Genomic DNA, 17972 nt, shown 5'->3' with positions numbered 1-17972 from the left:
ATTTGACTCAAAAAATCGGCGCGGGAAACCGCTGCGCCCAGTGGCGCGCGATGTCGATGCGGCGTGCCACCCACACCTTGTCGTGCTGCCCGATGTGGTCCAGAAAGCGCTGCAGCGCCGTGATGCGCCCCGGGCGGCCCAGCAGGCGGCAGTGCATGCCAATGCTCATCATCTTGGGGGCGTTGTCGCCGTCGGGCGCTCCTTCAGCGTACAGCGCATCAAACGTGTCCTTCATGTACTGAAAGAACGGGTCGGCGTGCGAGTAGCCCTGGGGCAGCGCAAAGCGCATGTCGTTGCAGTCGAGTGTGTACGGCACGATGAGCTGGGGCACGGCGGTGCCGTCGGTGCGCTGCACCTTCATCCAGAAGGGCAGGTCGTCGCCGTAGTAGTCGCTGTCGTATGCAAAGCCACCAAAGTCGGCCGCCAGGCGGCGGGTGTTGGGGCTGTCGCGGCCGGTGTACCAGCCCAGGGGCCTTTCTCCGGTCATGCGCTCGATGATGGCCATGGCCTCGGCCATGTGCGCGCGCTCCACCGCTTCGGGGATGTGCTGGTAGTGAATCCACTTGAGGCCATGGCAGGCGATCTCGTGGCCCAGTTCCACAAAGGCTGCTGTGAGTTCGGGGTGGCGCTGCAGTGCGGTGGACACGCCAAACACCGTGAGCGGGAGTTTGCGCTTTTCAAACTCGCGCAGGATGCGCCATACGCCCGCGCGCGAGCCGTATTCGTAGATGCCTTCCATGCTGATGTGCCGCTCGGGGTAGCTGGCGGGGTTGAACATTTCCGACAGAAACTGCTCGCTGCCCGCGTCGCCATGCAGCACGGCGTTCTCGCCGCCTTCTTCGTAGTTGAGTACGAATTGCACGGCAATGCGGGCGCCGCCCGGCCACTGCGGGTGCGGCGGGTTCTGTCCGTAGCCGATGAGGTCGCGGGGGTAGGGCAGGGTGGAGTCGTAGATCATGGATGGCGGCAAACGGCAGGGGATTAATGCGTCAAGGGCCGCGTCGCTAACAGGTTGCGAGCGGGGCGCTGGTGGGCACGGCGTCAGCAAGCAAATGACAGGCCAGCCCGGTGGTGGGGTGCGGGCGCTGGGGGGCTCCGGCAGGCACCAAGGCCTTGGCGAGGGCGCTGGCAGGCGACAAAAACATGGACGCGATGATAGGTTGAACGGTGCGCAGTGCATACACTTTGGGCACCCCTCGGCTGCCTTTGGCGGCCATCCACCTTCAGGAGATTTCCCCATGGGCTTGAGCACCCACGTTCTGGACACCATGCATGGCTGCCCCGCGGCCGGCATGGTGGTGTCGCTGTTTTCCACCCAGGGTGACGAGGCCACGCTGCTCCAGCGTCTGGTGCTCAACCACGACGGCCGCACCGATGCGCCCCTGTTTGACAACGCCAGCCTGCGCAAGGGCACCTACCGCCTCATGTTCGATGTGGCGGCCTATTTCAAGGCGCGGGGGGTGGTTTTGCCAGAGCCTAATTTTCTGGACCGGGTGAGCCTGGATTTCGGCATTGCCCATGCCGATCAGCACTACCACGTGCCCCTGCTGGTGAGCCCGTGGAGCTATTCCACCTATCGGGGGTCGTGAGGGTGCTCCTGAAACAGGAGCTGCTTGCGCTTTGTCTGCGCGGGGTTGAGGCAAAAAATGCGTAAACCCCAAGCGGCTCAAGCGCTGGCCGCTCTTTTTTGGTGAGTGCCGCTTGTCAGAGCTGGCCTTCGGTCAGCGTGTCGAGCTGGAAATGCCCGCTCTTGTCCCACAGCCAGGTATCGGTGTAGGTGACGCGGCCCAGGCGGGCGGGCACCGGGAACGGTGCGGCGGCGCGCACGGTGCGCTCGATCTCGGCAATCACTTCGGGTGCATGGTGTGGTGCGCGCATCCAGTGCAACTTGGTGATGCGGCCGCCGCGGTCGATGTCCACTTCCAGCACGCCAATGGCGTACAGCATGGGCGGCAGCTTGCCCTTGAATACACGCTGGTTGTTCTGGTTGTAGAGGTGGGTAGCCGCGTCGCGGCGATAGGCCCGCGCAGTGCTGGCCGCCGAGGGGCCGGACGCCACCGATTTGCCCAGTGAATGCCCGGCGGCATCGTCGCTGGGCGAGCGGCTTTCGGGCGGCGGGGGCACGTTTTCGGGGGCGGACTTGCAGGCGGCCACGATGGCGCCCACGGCAGCCATGAGCCCGGCCAGCAGCCAGTGGCGGCCAGTTCGGGAAGAGCGTTGGGGCGAAGTGGGTGGCATGGTGTTGTCGCTATGCTGGTGGGCACGATCCATGCGGGCAGTGCATGGCGTGCGATGAACGTATTGAAAGGTTGCCGTGGCGGATCTGTTGTTACTGCTGGAGGGACTGCGGGCCGCCCCGGCTTGCCTGGTGACCGTGGAGTCTACCCAAGGCTCTGTTCCGCGGGAAGCGGGCGCCTGGATGGCGGTTTTCGTTGAAGGCCTGGTGGGCACCATCGGCGGCGGGCACATTGAGCACCAGGCCATTGCCGAGGCCCGGCGCCGATTGGGGGGCGTTCAGGGGGCTGCGCAGCTGCGTTACGCACTCGGTCCGGCCCTGGGCCAGTGTTGCGGTGGCGTGGTGCACCTGGGTTTCGCGTTGGTGGGGGCGCAAGACGTGGCGGATTTGAAGCAGCGCCTTGCGCCAGCGCGCCACCCGGTGGCCTTGTTCGGCGGCGGGCATGTCGGCCATGCGCTGGCGAGGGTGCTGGCACCGCTGCCGTTTGTGCTGACCTGGATCGACAGCCGCGATGGGGTTTTTCCGCCGCATCCGCCGGGCGACGTGGTGTGTGAACACTCCGACCCGGTGCACAGCGCGGTGCCGGGGCTGGCGCCCGGCAGCCGGGTGCTGGTCATGAGTTTCAGCCATGCCGAAGACCTGGAGGTGGTGGCTGCCTGCCTCAAGCGCCAGCGCGCGCAGGGCGACTTGTCCTTCATCGGGCTGATTGGCAGCCGCACCAAATGGGCCACGTTTACCAGCCGGCTGCAGGGGCGGGGGTTCACGCCGCACGAGCTGGCGCAGGTGACCTGCCCCATCGGGGTGCCGGGCATACGCGGCAAGGAGCCCGAGGTGATTGCCGTGGCGGTGGCCGCGCAATTGCTGCAGACCGTGCGGGATGCTCGCGCGCCCAGGCAGACGCAGGCGCCGGATCAGGCCATGGACTGCACACATTTGGTTAGTCGCCGTCCCTGATGCCAATGGTGGGTTGGTGCCGGGAACAATTCCTGCATACACTTTTTGCCGAACCATAAGGGTTCTGGGTCGCAGCGGTGCCCCGGCAGATTTCTGCCATGGTGCGCGGCCTTTTCGTCTGCTCAGAGCGCCCGCAGTGGTGAGCAGGTTTGCAACGCGGCGCGTCGGCGCTGCCGGGGTTGAGATATGGAAAACTATCTTCTCGACTGGGCCAACCTGCTTTTGCGCTGGGTCCATGTCATTACCGCGATTGCCTGGGTCGGGTCATCGTTTTATTTCGTTTTTCTGGACAGCAGCCTTACGCCGCCGGTGGATGAGGATCTGAAAAAGCAAGGCGTAAGCGGCGAGCTGTGGGCCGTGCATGGCGGCGGGTTCTACCACCCGGTCAAGTTTGCGGTGTCGCCGCCCCGGTTGCCGGGCCACCTGCACTGGTTTTACTGGGAAAGCTACAGTACCTGGCTCAGCGGCTTTGCGCTGTTCACGGTGTCGTACCTGTGGAGCGCCAGCACCTATCTGATTGACAAGTCGCGCATGGACTGGGCGCCCGCCGAGGCCATTGCGGTGGCGTTGGCGTTTCTGGCGGTTTTCTGGCTGCTGTACGACGGGGTCTGCCGTCTCTTTGGACAAAAAAAGCACGGCGACGCCATCGTGGGTGGCCTGGTGCTGGTGCTGGTGTGCGTGGCGGCCTGGCTGGCCTGCCACTGGTTCGCCGGGCGCGCCGCCTTTTTGCTGGTGGGCGCGATGATGGCCACGGCCATGAGCGCCAATGTGTTTTTCTGGATCATCCCGGGCCAGCGCACCGTGGTGGCACAAATCAAGGCCGGCCAGCCGGTGGACCCGGTGCACGGCAAGCGCGGCAAGCAGCGCAGCGTGCACAACACCTATTTCACGCTGCCGGTGCTGTTTGCCATGCTCAGCGGGCATTACAGCTTCACCTGGAGCCACCCGCAGAACTGGCTGGTGCTGATCGTGATGATGCTGGCAGGGGCCGCCATCCGCCAGTTCTTCGTGCTGCGCCATGGCTACAAGCTGGGGCGCAATAGCCATCCGCTGCCCTACGCCATGGTGGGGGTGGCGCTTGTTGTCGCGGTGGTGATTGGGCTGCGGCCGACGTCAGTTGCTATTAATAATGTAGCTGTTGGCGCAAGTACAGAAAGCGCTACAGGTAAAAATGACTACAAATCCGTGCAGGCGGTGCTGGCCCAGCGCTGCATCCAGTGCCATGGCGCGCAGGTGCAGATGAAGAACCTGCGGCTCGACTTGGCCGACAGCGTCAGGCAGCACGCCCAAGCCATCTACCAGCAGGCCGTGGTGCAAAAGCTCATGCCCATGAACAACGCCACGCAGATGACCGACGCGGAGCGGGCGCTGATTGGCCGCTGGTACCTGGCCGGGGGCGCCACACAATGACCCGGCGGTGTTCAGGTGTGCGCGCTGTCCTGCAAGCCCAGGCCGGCCAGATACACGTCCAGCGCCGCGCTACCGTTGGCCAGCAGATCAAAGGCCTCGGGGTGGAGCAACCATTGGTGCACCAGCCCTTCGACCAGCACCTGCAAACCCCGCGCCGCGCAGTCCAGCGCCACCGGCGGGGGCTGGTTGCGGGCCGCGAAGGCCCGCTCCAGCGCGACATGGTTGCGCGCCAGGCAGCCGTCGTGCACGCTCAGGTGGCGTTCCAGCACGGCGCCCATGTCGGCGGTGTATTCGACCTGGTGGGTGGCGATTTGCAGCACGCGGTGCGTTTGCGCGTCGGTGGCGATCAGGCGCAGCGCCTCCAGCATCGCGCTGCGGATCTCGGCCACCGGGTCGGCCGCCTGCTCTACATAAGCCACCACCAGCGTCTGTTCCAGCGGCAGGGTCACGCGCTCCATCATGGCGTTGAACAGGTCGGCCTTGTCCTTGAAATGCCAATAGATCGCCCCCCGCGTGGTGCCCGCGGCCACTGCAATGTCATTGAGGGACGTGTGCGAAACGCCGCGCGATTGAAACAATTGTTCCGCAGCATCCAGAAGGTTGTTGCGCGTGGTCTGTGCGTCTGCCTTGGTGCGTCGGGCCATGGAATACCTCACTTATGGGCGGTGTTTTTCCGTCACTATACATACATTCTTGAATGTATGTATGTTTTAATGCAGCACTTCGTTACCGTGCCGTGGGCCTGCGCGCAGCGCGTCGCGTCACACTAACCTGGCCCAATTTGCGGCGCGCCGCGATCCATTCATTACTCCAAGGAACACCATGCCTGCCTTGCGCTATGTCAAGACTGTCCCCGTTGTTGCCTCTGCCTCGTCCCCCGCGCTGGTGCGCCTGGGCGTTGCGGCGGGTAGCCTGTCCGTTGTATTGCTGCTGGCGGCCTGTGGCAAGTCCGATGCGCCAGCGGCTGCGGCCGGTGGTGGCATGCCGCCCCCTGAGGTGGGCGTGGTCGTGGCAACGCCGGGCGATGTGGGCCTGGTCACCGAGTTGCCCGGGCGCCTGGAGGCCTCGCGCGTGGCGCAGGTGCGGGCCCGTGCGGCAGGCATTTTGCAAAAACGCCTGTTCCGCGAAGGCAGTGACGTGAAGGCCGGCCAGCTGCTGTTTGCCATTGATGCCGCGCCATATGCGGCCGCCTTGCAAAGTGCCGAGGCCACGCTGGCCCGGGCCCAGGCCAACCTGACCCAGGCCGCAGCGCTGGCCGGGCGCTACAAGCCCCTGCTCGCCGCCAACGCGGTCAGCCAGCAGGAATACGCCAATGCCGTGGCGGCGCAAAAGCAGGCCGAGGCCGATGTGGCCGCAGGCAGGGCCGCTGTGCAGACCGCCCGCATCAACCTGAATTACGCCAGCGTCACGGCGCCGATTTCGGGCCGCATTGGCCGCGCCCTGGTCACCGAAGGCGCACTGGTGGGGCAGGGAGAGGCCACGCAACTGGCAGTAGTCCAGCAGATCGATCCGGTGTATGTCAACTTCACCCAGTCCGCCGGCGAGGTGATGAAGTTGCGCAGGGCCCTGGCCGATGGTCAGCTGCAGCGGGCGGCAGGCAGCGAAGCCGCCAGCGTGCGCGTGGTGCTGGAGGACGGCAGCGAATACGCCCGTGCGGGCAAGCTGCTGTTTTCCGACCTGACGGTGGATGCCACCACGGGCCAGATCACGCTGCGCGCCGAGGTGCCCAACCCCAAGGGCGAATTGCTGCCGGGCCTGTATGTGCGCGTGCGGCTGGAGCAGGCCCAGGTGGCCAACGCCATCTCGCTGCCGCAGCAGGCGGTCACGCGCACCCAGCAGGGCGACAAGATCACGGTGGTGGGCGCCGACGGCAAGCTCAGCCAGCGCACAGTGAAGGTGGGTGCCGCCCGCAACAACCAGTGGGTCGTGCTGGAAGGCCTGAAAGAAGGCGAGCAGGTCATGGTTGATGGCTTCCAGAAACTACAGATGATGCCGCCCGGCACGCCGGTGAAGGCGGTGCCATGGCAGGCCCCGGGCAGTGCCGCAGCATCGGCTGCTAACCCGCCTGCAGCTGCATCGGGTGCTGCGCCAGCGGCCAGTGCCCCTGCTGCAGCCGCCAGCGCCGGCCAGAAATAAGGAGCCAGCCCCATGGCCAAATTCTTTATCGAGCGCCCCATCTTCGCGTGGGTGGTCGCCCTGTTCATCATGGTGCTCGGCGCGGTGTCGATCACCCAGCTGCCGATCTCGCAGTACCCCACCGTAGCGCCGCCGACCATCGTGGTCACCGTCGCCTATCCGGGTGCTTCGGCGCAGACCCTCGAAGACAGTGTGCTGGCCGTGATCGAGCGCGAAATGAACGGCGCGCCCGGCCTTGCCTATATGGAGGCGGTGAGCCAGGCCAATGGCACGGGCACCCTCACGCTGAGCTTCGAGCCGGGCACGAACCCCGATCTGGCCCAGGTCGAGGTGCAAAACCGCCTGTCGCGTGCTACACCACGTCTGCCGGCGGTGGTCAACCAGCAGGGCGTGCGCGTGGAGAAGTCGCAATCGAACTTCCTGCTGTTCACCATGCTGTCGTCGTCCGATCCCAAGTTCGATGTCAATTCGCTGAGCGACTATGCCGCTCGCAACGTGGTGCCCGAACTGCAGCGCCTGCCAGGCATCGGCCAGGTGCGGTTGTTCGGTGCCGAGCGCGCCATGCGCGTGTGGATCGATCCAGCCAAACTGCAGGGGGTGAACCTGTCCGCTGCCGACGTGGCCAGCGCTATCCAGGCGCAGAACGCGCAGGTGTCGGCCGGCAGCCTGGGCGAGTTGCCCAACCTGAGCGGCCAGAGCATCTCGGCCACCGTGGTGGTGCCCGGGCAAATCAGCTCGACCCAGGAGTTTGGCGACATCGTGCTGCGCGCCAACGCTGATGGTTCCGCGGTGCGCCTCAAGGATGTGGCGCGCATCGAACTGGGCGCCCAGTCGTATGCCACCAGTGCGCGTCTGAACGGCAAGCCGGCCACCGGCATGGGGGTGCAGTTGTCGCCATCGGGCAATGCGCTGGCCGCAGCCACGGCGGTCAAAACCCGCATGGCCGAGCTGGAAAAATACTTCCCGCCCGGCATGAGCTGGACCATTCCTTACGACAGCTCCGAATTCGTCCAGATTTCCATCAAGCAGGTCGCAGTGACCCTGCTCGAAGCCATTGCGCTGGTGTTTCTGGTGATGTATCTGTTTTTGCAGAACTTCCGCTACACCGTCATCCCGACCATCGTGGTGCCGGTGGCGCTGCTGGGCACCTTTGGCGCGCTGCTGGCAATGGGCTTTTCGATCAACGTGCTGACCATGTTTGGCATGGTGCTGGTGATTGGCATCGTGGTGGACGATGCCATCGTGGTGGTGGAAAACGTCGAGCGCATCATGAACGAGGAAGGATTGAGTCCGCTGGAGGCCACGCGCAAGGCCATGGGCCAGATCTCGGGCGCCATTATCGGCATCACCGTGGTGCTGATCGCGGTGTTCGTGCCGCTGGCCTTTTTTGCCGGCTCGGTGGGCAACATCTACCGCCAGTTCTCGGCGGTGATGGCGGTGTCCATCGCCTTTTCGGCGTTCATGGCGCTGTCGCTCACGCCGGCACTGTGCGCTACCTTGCTCAAGCCGGTCGAGGCCGGGCATGGCCACGCCAAGAAGGGCTTTTTTGGCGGCTTCAATCGCGGCTTCGCCCGTAGCGCCAAGGGCTATGAGGGCTGGGTCGCCAAGCTGCTGCGCCGCAGTGGCCGCATGATGGTCATCTATGTCGCGCTGATCGCCGCCGTGGGCGTGCTGTACATGCGCCTGCCCACCTCTTTCCTGCCCAACGAAGACCAGGGCAACCTGCTGGTCAACATCCAGTTGCCGCCCGGCGCCACGCTGGAGCGCACCCAGGCCGTGGTCGAGAAGGTCGAGGAATTCATGCTGCAGCAGCCTGAAGTCAAGAACATGGTTGCCGTGCTGGGCTTCAGCTTCTCCGGCCAGGGACAGAACGCCGGCCTGTCGTTTGTGACGCTCAAGGACTGGTCCGAGCGCAAGGGCGCCGGGCAAACGGCTGAGGCCATTGTCGGCCGGGCCATGGGTGCGCTGTCGGGTGTGCGCGATGCGTTCATCTTTGCGCTGAGCCCCCCGCCCATTCCCGAGCTGGGGGTCAGCTCCGGCTTCACCTTCCGCCTGCAGGACCGCGGTGGCAATGGCCATGACGCGCTGGTAGCAGCACGCAACCAGATGCTGGGCATGGCTTCGCAAAGCAAGGTGCTGGCCGGCGTGCGACCCGACGGCCTGGAAGACGCGCCGCAACTGCAGGTCGATATCGACCGCGAGAAGGCCAGCGCACAGGGCGTGGGTTTTGCCGCCATCAACAGCACCATTTCTACCGCGCTGGGCTCGGCCTACATCAACGATTTCCCGAACGCCGGACGCATGCAGCGTGTGGTGGTGCAGGCCGAAGCCCAGGCACGCATGCAGCCGGACGACATTCTGAAGCTCACGGCGCTGAACAGCCAGGGCAAGGCCGTGCCGCTGTCGTCGTTTGCCACCACGCGCTGGGTCAGCGGTGCCATGCAGACCGTGCGCTACAACGGCTATTCCGCCATGCGCATCGCCGGCGGTGCGGCGCCTGGCTACAGCACCGGCGACGCCATGGCCGAGATGGAGCGTCTGGCAGCGCAGTTGCCCGCCGGCTTCGGCTTCGAATGGACGGGCCAGTCGCGCGAAGAAAAACTGGCAGGCTCACAGGCGCTGGTGCTGTATGGCTTTGCCATCCTGGCGGTGTTCCTGTGCTTGGCGGCCCTGTATGAAAGCTGGTCGATTCCGCTGTCGGTCATTCTGGTAGTGCCGCTCGGTGTGTTGGGCGTGCTGCTGGGCGTCAGCCTGCGCGGCATGACCAACGACGTGTACTTCCAGGTGGGGCTGATCACCATCATCGGCCTGTCGGCGAAGAACGCCATCCTGATCATCGAGTTCGCCAAAGACCTGCAGGCGCAGGGCAAGGGCATCATCGAGTCGGCGCTGGCGGCTGCCCATCTGCGCTTTCGCCCGATTGTCATGACCTCGCTGGCCTTCATTCTTGGCGTGGTGCCACTGGCTATTGCCTCGGGCGCCAGTTCGGCGAGCCAGCGTGCCATTGGCACCGGCGTGATCTCGGGCATGGTGGTGGGCACCTTCCTGGCCGTGTTTTTCGTGCCGATCTTCTTCGTGGTGGTGCGCAGCCTGTTCAAGGGCAGCGCGCGCCAGCGGCAATTTGATGCCCAGCATTCGCACCAAGCGGACACAGGGAACACCCATGCTTAATATTTTCATGCCCCGCCGGGCTGCCGGCCCTAGTGAGGCCCGCCTGCCTGCTGCCACGGCGCTTGCCGCGGTGGCGCTGCTGGCCGGTTGCTCCATGATTCCCACCTATGAGCGGCCCGAGGCCCCCGTGGCGGCGCAATGGCCTGCTCTGGGCGGCAGCACAGCCGTCACCGCCACCACGGCGGCAGCCGATCTGCCCTGGCAGGACTTTGTGGGCGATGCGCGCCTGCGCGAGCTGGTGGAGCTGGCGCTGCAAAACAACCGCGACCTGCGCGTGGCGGTGCTCTCCATCGAGCAGGCGAGGGCGCAGTACCAGATCCGCCGCGCCGACCAGTTGCCCACCATCAATGCCGGCGTCACGGGTAACCGCCAGCCCGCCGCCGATGGCAGCGACAGCATCACCAGCGCCTACACCGCAGGTCTCGCGCTGGCGTCCTGGGAAATCGATTTCTTTGGCCGCGTGGCCAGCCTGAAGGAAGCGGCGCTGGCGCAGTTCCTGGCCACGCAGGAGGCGCGCAGCGCGGTGCAGACCAGCCTGGTCGCCTCGGTGGTCAGCACCTGGCTGAGCCTGCAGACCAACGAGGAACTGCTGGCCCTGACGCAGCGCACGCTGGCCACCCGGGACGACTCGCTGCGGCTCAACCGCATGCGCTTTGACCAGGGCGTGACCTCGGCCCTGGACCTGCGCCAGGCCGAATCCCTGACGGCGGCCGCGCGTTCCACCCTGGCCCAGCAGCAACGCTTGCGCGCGCTCGATGTGAACGCGCTCACGCTGCTGGTGGGGCAACCCCTGCCCGAACGGCTGTTGCCCACCGCGCAGGCCAATGGCCAAGTCGTGGCCCTGCGCGACGTGCCCGAAGGCATGCCGTCCGATTTGCTGGAGCGCCGCCCGGACATCCGCCAAGCCGAGCGGCAACTGATCGCGGCCAACGCCAATATTGGTGCGGCGCGGGCAGCGTTCTTCCCGCGCATTGCCCTCACGGCCAGCGCTGGCACCGCCAGCAATGCGCTGTCGGGCCTGTTCAAGAGCGGCTCGTGGGGCTGGACGCTTGCGCCCCAGGCCGTGCTGCCCATCTTCGATGCCGGGCGCAACCAGGCCGGGCTGGACTCGGCCCGTGCCGGGCGCGACATTGCGGTGGCCCAGTACGACAAGGCCATCCAGAGCGCGTTCCGTGAGGTGGCCGATGCCCTGGCCGGCCGCGCCACCCTGGGCGAGCAGGTGCTGGCCCAGCAGGCGCAGGCCACGGCCGAGGCCGACCGCTTCCGCCTGGCCGACTTGCGCTACCGCAACGGCGTGGCCAGCTACCTCGATGTGCTCGATGCCCAGCGCGCCCTGTTTGCCACGCAGCAGGCGCTGGCCCAGTCGCAGCTGGCCCAGCGGCAAAACCAGGTGGCGCTGTACAAGGCGCTCGGTGGCGGCTGGCGCGATGCGGCCGAGGGCGCAGCACCCGCTGCAACGCAAAACTGAGGTCCACTGGCCCGGCTTTGCGTCGGCCTGTGCAGTTTTTTAAGCCAGCGGCGTATCGCTCCCGAGGGTTGGGAAGAGGGGCCTGCGCCATGTCGCCTGCGGCGGCTTTGCGCAGCGCAGGCTGCGGCGACAATGTCTGCCATGCAAGCACCTTCTGACCTTTTGGGCGCGAGCCCGCCGGACTTTCGCACCCAGCCGCGCGCATTTCTGCGCGCGCTTTTCGATGCCGCCGTGCGCAGCGCCCAGCCGCTGCACGGCATGCGCGCCTGGCTGCCCGAGCCGCCGCGTGGGCGCACCCTGGTGCTGGGCGCGGGCAAGGCGGGGGGCTCCATGGCCCAGGCGCTGGAGGCCCTGTGGCCTGCCGACGCGCCGCTGTCGGGCCTGGTGGTCACGCGCTATGGCCATGTGCCGCCCCGGCCAGAGGGCCTGGCGCAGCGTATCGATGTGGTCGAGGCAGCGCACCCCGTGCCCGACGCGGCAGGCATGGCGGCGGCCGAGCGCATGCTGGCGCTCACTGCGGGGCTGACGGCCGACGACCTGGTGCTGTGCCTGGTGTCGGGCGGCGGCTCGTCCTTGCTGACGCTGCCGGCCGAGGGCCTGGCGCTGGTAGACAAGCAACGCATCAACCGCGCCCTGCTCGAAAGCGGGGCCAGCATTGGCGAGATGAATTGCGTGCGCAAGCACCTGTCCCGCATCAAGGGCGGGCGCCTGGCCGCGGCCTGTGCACCGGCGCGCGTGGTCACGCTCACCATCAGCGATGTGCCGGGCGATGACCCCTCGGTCATTGCCAGCGGCCCCACCGTGCCCGACACCACCACCTGCGCCGACGCGCTGGAAATTTTGGCGCGTTACTGCATCGACGTGCCGCAGCCCGTGCGCCAGGCCTTGCAAAACGGCACGCTGGAGACCCCCAAACCGACAGATGGTGTCTTTACTGGGCATTCCGTGCACCTGGTGGCCACGCCCTGGCAGGCGCTGGAGGCGGCTGCGGCCGTGGCGCGCGGGGCTGGGCTGGCGGCCTATATCCTGTCGGACGAGATGGAAGGGGAATCCCGCGACGTGGGGCGCGTGCACGCGGCACTGGCGCGTGGCGTGGCGCTGCGCGGCCAGCCGTTCGAGCGGCCCTGCGTGATTTTGAGCGGCGGCGAAACCACGGTCACGGTGCGCCCGCGCCGCGCGGGCGCAGCCCCCGGCCGCGGCGGGCGTGCCGGCGAGTTCTGCCTGGGCCTGGCACAGGCGCTGCAGGGCATGGCTGGCGTGTGGGCGCTGGCGGCCGACACCGATGGCATCGATGGCATCGAAGACAACGCGGGCGCGCTGGTCACGCCCGACACGCTGGCCCGTGCCGCAGCGGCGCCATTGCGCGTAGCCGACCACCTGGATCGCCACGATGCCTATGGCTACTTCGAGGCGCTCGGTGATCTGGTCGTCACCGGGCCCACGCATACCAATGTGAATGACTTCAGGGTGCTACTTGTTTTATAGCTGCTAGCGCTTATCCAATAAGCGCTTGAAGCACTTTTTGCTTCAATTCATGGGGGTGGCCACCAGCGTCGTGGCATGAAAAAAGGCACGGCAGATGGCTCTGCCGTGCCTTTTTTGCCTGAGCCCGGGGGCGCGGCGATCAGAAGCGGTGGCGAATGCCCACGCCGAAGCTGTTGCCGTTGGTCTGGCTGGTGATCTTGTCGTTCATGTACATGGCGTACACATCGGTGCGTTTGGACAGGTTGTAGTCGTAGCCCAGCGTGAAGGTCTTGCGGCTCACGTCGGGGGTGGACCACTCGGTCTTCACCCACTCGGCGAGCAGCTTGCCATTGCCCAGCGGGGCCGAGGCGCCGACCTGCACCGTCTTGCCCTTGGTGGAGGCGGTGTCATCGATTTTCTTTTCGCCATAGCTCAGGTAGGGCTTGACCATGCCGAAGTCGTAGGCGCCCAGCAGCATCCAGTATTTGTGGTTGTTGGGCAGCAGCGTGTTCACAGGGTTGCCGATGTCGGCGTTTTCATAGAAGCCGGTCAGGGTCAGCGGGCCGCCAAAATAGAAGAAGTTGACGCCCACGTTGTTCTTGCCGGTTTCGCCCGCCTGTTCACCAAACTGGTATTGCAGGTTGGCCTTGAAGCCGCCGATGTCGGGCGTGGAATACACGATCTGGTTGCTCCAGCCCGTGTCGGCGGGCGTCATGGAACGCCAGCCCGTGCCGTTGAACAACGGCACATCCTTGTGCAGGATCAGCGGAGAGAAGGTGAACGAGTCACCCAGCGGGTTGCCCACCACCGAAGGCAGAAAGTTGGGCGCCATCCAGCGGCCCAGCAGCACCGAGCCAAAACCGCCCGACAGGCTGACGTTGGCATCGCGCGAGAAGAAGGTGTCGTTGACAAAGCGCCCTTGCGTGCCGGCGTCCACCTTGATGAACGAGGTCAGGTTGAAGTGGGCCTTCAGGCCGCCGCCCAGGTCTTCGGTGCCCTTGAAGCCAAACCACGAGGTGGTCAGACCACCGCTATCGACCACGGACTTGCTCTTGGCATCGCCAGCCATCTTCATGGAGCCGGCAAACACGTCCATCAGGCCGGTGAGCTGAACGGAGCTTTGGGCATGGGCCCCGGCGGCACACAGCAGTGCGGCGCTCAGGGCGATCAGGTTTTTTTTCATTGAAACTCCTGCAGGGGGTTGAAAACGCCGGTTATCCTGGCCTGAAAGGGCATGACACCGTCATGACAGTGCATCGCGCACTCGATGATCGTGTCCCCAACAACTTGTTGCAAGTTCCATGCCTCATGCGGGGGCGGATGTTGTTTTTCGTGCTGTTTGACCGGGCTCAGAGGGCAGGCGCGGCCCCTGCCAGGGTCCGGCTTCCTTTTGATCTTCCTCAAAACGCACCGCGCTATCGCACGGCAAAGTGGGCTGCATGCTGCCATCCACATTCTTTTCCCTCCCCGCCCAGATCGAAGTGCTAGCTGCCGGCGAAGTGCTGCGCAGGCGCAATCAGGACCTGACTTCGGTGCTGCACCTCGAAAGCGGGCGGGTGCTGCGCGGCATTTACGAAGAAGGGCGCATGCGCCACCAGCTGGGCGTGGTGGAAGGGCCCTTCTGGCTGGATGCGGCTTCTGCGTTGCTGGAAATGCCTTTTCCCGTGGACATGGTGGCAGAGACGCGCGTGCAGGTGCGCCGCCTGCCGATCGAGGCGTTCCGGCGCGGATGTGCGTCGCTGCCTGCCGTGGCGCAGGGCATTTTGCGGGACCTGGCCACCGGCTATCGGCAGCAGTCCGAGCTGGCGGTGAGCCGGCTTGCACAGGATGCAGAGGCGCGGTGCGCCCAGTGGCTGCTCAACCACGCGCAGCCCGACCACAGCGGCGCCATGAGCGTGACACTGCACCAGCGCAAGCGCCTCATTGCCGCGCAACTGGGCATTGCCCCGGAAACCTTTTCGCGCGTGCTGCGCCACCTGCGCGAGCACGGGCTGATTGCCGGCACCGGCAACGTGCTCAATCTCCCGCAGCCGCACGCGCTGCAGTCTGTGGCGGGTTGCTGAAGCTGCCGGGCGACCCTTTGACTCAGGGTTATTCCTTGGGCTGAAGCGAGGGTTCCACCCAAGCGTCTGGGGCGGGGGGCTGCGTATATTTGCCTGAGAACTCTTTGGCAAACCCGGCTCTCATGTTGCCCCCCTGAACTTCTTGCTGTGTTGAGCCTGTCGCGCGCGGGGTGCCCATGACCCCGTTGGCGCATGCACAGGCGCAGACGGAGTCGCCCACCTGGTGGCCGCCCGGATCGTTGGTGCTGCGCCTGATGCTTGTGGCCATGCTGGCCGTGGCTGTGTCGGGGGTGTTGTCGGCGTGGCTGGCTTCGCGTGCCGCGGAGCGCGAGGCCATCCGCCGCGTGGTGGGCCAGCAGAACGAAGAGGTCGAGGTGATGGCCCGGCTGCTGGCCAGCAAGATCGAGCAAAGCCAGAAAGTGCTGCGCACCGTGGCCGAGGGCATCACGCCGGAAGTGCTCAATTCGCCATCGTCGCTCGAATCGCTGTTGCGGCAGGGCCTGCCGGCCGTGCAGTTTTTTGATTCGATGCAGGTGGCCCGCCAGGATGGCGAGCTGCGCGTCAACCTGCATTCCGGGCGGCTGGAAGATGCGGCCAACCTGGACCCTGTCGAGCGCGATGCCCTGCGGCGCACGCTCAGTGGCGGCAAGCCCCTGGTGTCCGAGCTGGTGGGCGGGCGCACCGCCGCGGCGCGGGTCATGTTCACCATGCCGCTGCGCCGAGAGGATGGCCCGGTTCTGGGGGTGGTGGCCGGGGTGCTCAAGCTGCATTCGCAAGGATTGCTGCCGCCGTCCATGACGCTCCCGGCGCGGGACGATTCGCGCCTGATCGTCTTCACCCGCGACGGCACCATCCTGTCGCATCCCGATCCCCTGCGCCTGCTGGGCAACGTGCGCGACGAAGCCGGGCTGGGGCCGGTCTATGCCCAATGGCTGCAACAGGCGCAGCCCGTGGTCGGGCGTGGCACCACCGTGGTGCAGCCGGCGCACATCGTGAGCATGGCCGGAATGCCGCTGCCGCAGTGGCTGGTGGCCCGAGTGAGTGATTTTCGCGCCATGATGGCGCCCCTGGAAGGTGCGCAGCGCAAGGCCTGGTGGCTTGCCGCCGCGGTGATGGCAGCCAGCATGGCCTTGCTGGCGGCGTTCATGGCGTGGATGGCGCAGCCTCTGGCACGGCTGTGCCACAGCGCGCTGCAACTGGCGCACGGGGAGCGTAGCGGAGCCATCCAGTGGCCCCGCGCCAGCGGCGAGGTGGGGGCGCTGGTCAAGGTGTTTGAGGGGCAGATGCAGCAAAGCGCCCAGCAGCGCCAGCAGCGGGCACAACTGGAAGGGCAGTTTCAGGCCATCCTCGACAACGCCTCCGTGGGTATCGTGATCACCCGCCGGGGCATTCTCGAAGTGGTGGGGCGGCAGGCCTGCCAGATGCTTGGCTACTGCGACGAGGAACTGCACGGCCGCCCGGCGCGCACCCTTTATGCGACGGACGCCGACTACGCTCGGTTGGGCGAGCGCGTGCAGGCCGCATTCCGGGCCCATGGCGCGTTTGACGGGGATGTGTGCTTCATGCGCAAGGATGGCAGCCCCGTCTGGGCGCGGGTGCAGGGGCGAGGGGTGCAGGCGGACGACATGGTGGGCGGCACGGTCTGGATTCTGGAGGACATGACCGCCGCACGCGAGGCGCAGCAGCAGCAGGACTGGGCCTCCATCCATGACCCGCTCACGCAGCTGCGCAACCGCGACGCGTTTGTCCAGCGCATGGGCGTGTTGCTGGCCGAGCGGGCTGCGCGGGCGCGCACGCCGGACATGGCGGCCGCACAAGCCGAGGCACAGGCCGAGGGCGACGGAGTGATGCTGTTCCTCGACCTGGACCATTTCACCGTGGTCAACGATGTTGCCGGCCATGATGCTGGCGACGATGTGCTGCGCCATGTGGCGCGACTGCTGGAGTCGCAGGTGCGTCAGATCGGCTGGGCGGCGCGGCTGGGCGGCGACGAGTTTGCCGTGGTGCTGCCAGGCTGCTCGCCTACGCGGGGGCAGGCGGTGGCCGAGCAACTGCGCGCCGCCGTGCAGGCCTGGGAGCCGTCGTATCAGGGCCGCAGCTTCACGCTGGGCGTGAGCATTGGTCTGGTGGTGCTGGATGCCAGCCTGCAGGATGTGCCGTCGGTGCTGTATGCGGCCGATATGGCGTGCTACGACGCCAAGCGAGCGGGGCGCAACCGGGTGGAGATGCGCCATGCCAGCCAGGCGGCGGCTTCGGGGCGTATGCCGCTGGGGCCGGGGGAGGGGGATTAGCCTTTTTGCTTTTTGGGTTGATTTTTTGATATGGAACGTTTTTGCCTGATTAGCTACATACCTCAGACCAACCCCTGTTCGCCCTGAGCTTGTCGAAGGGCTGTTTGCAAGGAGTGCCCAGGCTTCGACAAGCTCAGCCCGAACGGTTGATAGAAGGCATCTGAGATAGGTAGCTAATCAGGCGTTTTTGGGCTTTTGCGCTTATGTAGCATGCGCTGGTAGCTATTGTTTTGATAGTTCGTGGCGTGCCTTTGCTCAGGGCGGAGGCCGGGTCTCGCCCCGGCGGGCGCCTCACTTTCTTTTGCTTCGCCAAAAGAAAGTAAGCAAAGAAAAGGCGACCCACAGTCTGCGGCCCCTTCGCGTTGCTACGGGGCAACCTGCGTCGGTGCGCTTGCGGGGTGCGCCGTGGAACTCGCTTTGCGCTGCGCGCGCCGCTCAGACAACCACGGCGAGCTAGATGACGAGGCATGCGCGCTTCGACGCGCATGCTCACCCCGCAACCGCACCGCCGCAGGCGCAGCCAGATGGGGGGGGGGAGCAGCCGAAACAGCCCAACAGCCCCACGGGCCATCGCTGCGCTCGGCCCCGTCTCGCTGGCGCAAGTGCCACGCGCTGCGCAACCTGGGCCGAGCGCAGCGATGGCCCGTGTGGCTGTTGGCTCCCCACCCCTTCTGGATGCGCCTGGGGCGCGCAGGGCGCGGGGTGGCGGGTGTGCCGCAGGACACACCCGCTTCGTGATCTGACTCGCCGTGGTTGTCTGAGCGGCGCGCGCAGCGCAA

General features: G+C 66.1%; 13 protein-coding genes. 9 read left to right on the top strand and 4 right to left on the bottom strand.

The window, feature by feature from the left end; genetic code table 11:
• Nucleotides 1–7: 7 nt before the first annotated feature.
• Nucleotides 8–958, bottom strand: a complete 951-nt coding sequence (puuE, locus tag J8G26_RS04530) for an allantoinase PuuE (protein WP_086911576.1) — start codon at nt 956–958, stop codon at nt 8–10.
• Between the two features lie 280 nt (nt 959–1238).
• Between puuE and uraH the strand changes: the two genes are divergently transcribed.
• Nucleotides 1239–1589: a hydroxyisourate hydrolase gene (gene uraH / locus J8G26_RS04525; RefSeq protein WP_086911577.1), complete on the top strand. Its 351-nt coding sequence runs from the start codon at nt 1239–1241 to the stop codon at nt 1587–1589.
• 115 nt (nt 1590–1704) lie between these two features.
• Here the strand turns inward: uraH and J8G26_RS04520 are convergent, their stop codons facing one another.
• The gene (locus J8G26_RS04520; protein WP_087748348.1) at nt 1705–2175 is read right to left on the bottom strand and encodes a hypothetical protein; all 471 of its coding nucleotides are present in this window, start codon (nt 2173–2175) and stop codon (nt 1705–1707) included.
• Nucleotides 2176–2314: 139 nt separating this feature from the next.
• Here J8G26_RS04520 and xdhC point away from each other — a divergent pair, with 139 nt between their 5' ends.
• Together xdhC and J8G26_RS04510 are read left to right on the top strand one after the other, a co-directional pair.
• The gene (gene xdhC / locus J8G26_RS04515; RefSeq protein ID WP_210568096.1) at nt 2315–3190 is read left to right on the top strand and encodes a xanthine dehydrogenase accessory protein XdhC; all 876 of its coding nucleotides are present in this window, start codon (nt 2315–2317) and stop codon (nt 3188–3190) included.
• 186 nt (nt 3191–3376) lie between these two features.
• Nucleotides 3377–4600 carry a urate hydroxylase PuuD gene (locus tag J8G26_RS04510; protein WP_210568095.1) on the top strand — a complete coding sequence of 408 codons (1224 nt, stop codon included), beginning with the start codon at nt 3377–3379 and terminating at the stop codon, nt 4598–4600.
• An 11-nt stretch (nt 4601–4611) separates the two neighbouring features.
• Here J8G26_RS04510 and J8G26_RS04505 read toward each other — a convergent pair whose 3' ends face one another.
• Nucleotides 4612–5244 carry a TetR family transcriptional regulator gene (locus J8G26_RS04505; protein WP_210568094.1) on the bottom strand — a complete coding sequence of 211 codons (633 nt, stop codon included), beginning with the start codon at nt 5242–5244 and terminating at the stop codon, nt 4612–4614.
• Between the two features lie 178 nt (nt 5245–5422).
• Here J8G26_RS04505 and J8G26_RS04500 point away from each other — a divergent pair, with 178 nt between their 5' ends.
• The 4 genes from J8G26_RS04500 (at nt 5423) to J8G26_RS04485 (ending at nt 12860) form a co-directional block, all read left to right on the top strand.
• Entirely contained in the window at nt 5423–6736 is a 1314-nt protein-coding gene (locus tag J8G26_RS04500) for an efflux RND transporter periplasmic adaptor subunit (protein ID WP_210568093.1), read from the top strand.
• A 12-nt stretch (nt 6737–6748) separates the two neighbouring features.
• A complete protein-coding gene (locus J8G26_RS04495) occupies nt 6749–9907 on the top strand; it encodes an efflux RND transporter permease subunit (RefSeq protein ID WP_210568092.1) in 3159 nt (1052 codons plus the stop codon).
• Nucleotides 9908–9914: 7 nt separating this feature from the next.
• Entirely contained in the window at nt 9915–11375 is a 1461-nt protein-coding gene (locus J8G26_RS04490) for an efflux transporter outer membrane subunit (RefSeq protein WP_210568255.1), read from the top strand.
• Between the two features lie 141 nt (nt 11376–11516).
• The gene (locus J8G26_RS04485; protein WP_210568091.1) at nt 11517–12860 is read left to right on the top strand and encodes a glycerate kinase; all 1344 of its coding nucleotides are present in this window, start codon (nt 11517–11519) and stop codon (nt 12858–12860) included.
• A gap of 139 nt (nt 12861–12999) precedes the next feature.
• Here the strand turns inward: J8G26_RS04485 and J8G26_RS04480 are convergent, their stop codons facing one another.
• Nucleotides 13000–14022: a porin gene (locus J8G26_RS04480; RefSeq protein ID WP_210568090.1), complete on the bottom strand. Its 1023-nt coding sequence runs from the start codon at nt 14020–14022 to the stop codon at nt 13000–13002.
• A 256-nt stretch (nt 14023–14278) separates the two neighbouring features.
• Between J8G26_RS04480 and J8G26_RS04475 the strand changes: the two genes are divergently transcribed.
• Together J8G26_RS04475 and J8G26_RS04470 are read left to right on the top strand one after the other, a co-directional pair.
• The gene (locus J8G26_RS04475) at nt 14279–14902 is read left to right on the top strand and encodes a Crp/Fnr family transcriptional regulator (RefSeq protein ID WP_210568089.1); all 624 of its coding nucleotides are present in this window, start codon (nt 14279–14281) and stop codon (nt 14900–14902) included.
• A gap of 176 nt (nt 14903–15078) precedes the next feature.
• Nucleotides 15079–17193: a diguanylate cyclase gene (locus J8G26_RS04470; protein WP_210568088.1), complete on the top strand. Its 2115-nt coding sequence runs from the start codon at nt 15079–15081 to the stop codon at nt 17191–17193.
• Nucleotides 17194–17972: the final 779 nt, after the last annotated feature.

It is taken from the genome of Acidovorax sp. JG5 (assembly GCF_017939685.1).
Lineage (GTDB): Bacteria > Pseudomonadota > Gammaproteobacteria > Burkholderiales > Burkholderiaceae_C > Acidovorax.
This window is presented reverse-complemented; position numbering and strand designations above follow the sequence as displayed.

Coding starts and splice junctions, on each gene's coding strand:
- J8G26_RS04470 (WP_210568088.1), top strand. CDS start 15,079: ATGACCCCGTTGGCGCATGCACAGGCGCAGACGGAGTCGCCCACCTGG.
- J8G26_RS04510 (WP_210568095.1), top strand. CDS start 3,377: ATGGAAAACTATCTTCTCGACTGGGCCAACCTGCTTTTGCGCTGGGTC.
- puuE (WP_086911576.1), bottom strand. CDS start 958: ATGATCTACGACTCCACCCTGCCCTACCCCCGCGACCTCATCGGCTAC.
- J8G26_RS04490 (WP_210568255.1), top strand. CDS start 9,915: ATGCCCCGCCGGGCTGCCGGCCCTAGTGAGGCCCGCCTGCCTGCTGCC.
- J8G26_RS04500 (WP_210568093.1), top strand. CDS start 5,423: ATGCCTGCCTTGCGCTATGTCAAGACTGTCCCCGTTGTTGCCTCTGCC.
- J8G26_RS04475 (WP_210568089.1), top strand. CDS start 14,279: ATGCTGCCATCCACATTCTTTTCCCTCCCCGCCCAGATCGAAGTGCTA.
- uraH (WP_086911577.1), top strand. CDS start 1,239: ATGGGCTTGAGCACCCACGTTCTGGACACCATGCATGGCTGCCCCGCG.
- J8G26_RS04520 (WP_087748348.1), bottom strand. CDS start 2,175: ATGGCTGCCGTGGGCGCCATCGTGGCCGCCTGCAAGTCCGCCCCCGAA.
- J8G26_RS04480 (WP_210568090.1), bottom strand. CDS start 14,022: ATGAAAAAAAACCTGATCGCCCTGAGCGCCGCACTGCTGTGTGCCGCC.
- J8G26_RS04485 (WP_210568091.1), top strand. CDS start 11,517: ATGCAAGCACCTTCTGACCTTTTGGGCGCGAGCCCGCCGGACTTTCGC.
- J8G26_RS04505 (WP_210568094.1), bottom strand. CDS start 5,244: ATGGCCCGACGCACCAAGGCAGACGCACAGACCACGCGCAACAACCTT.
- J8G26_RS04495 (WP_210568092.1), top strand. CDS start 6,749: ATGGCCAAATTCTTTATCGAGCGCCCCATCTTCGCGTGGGTGGTCGCC.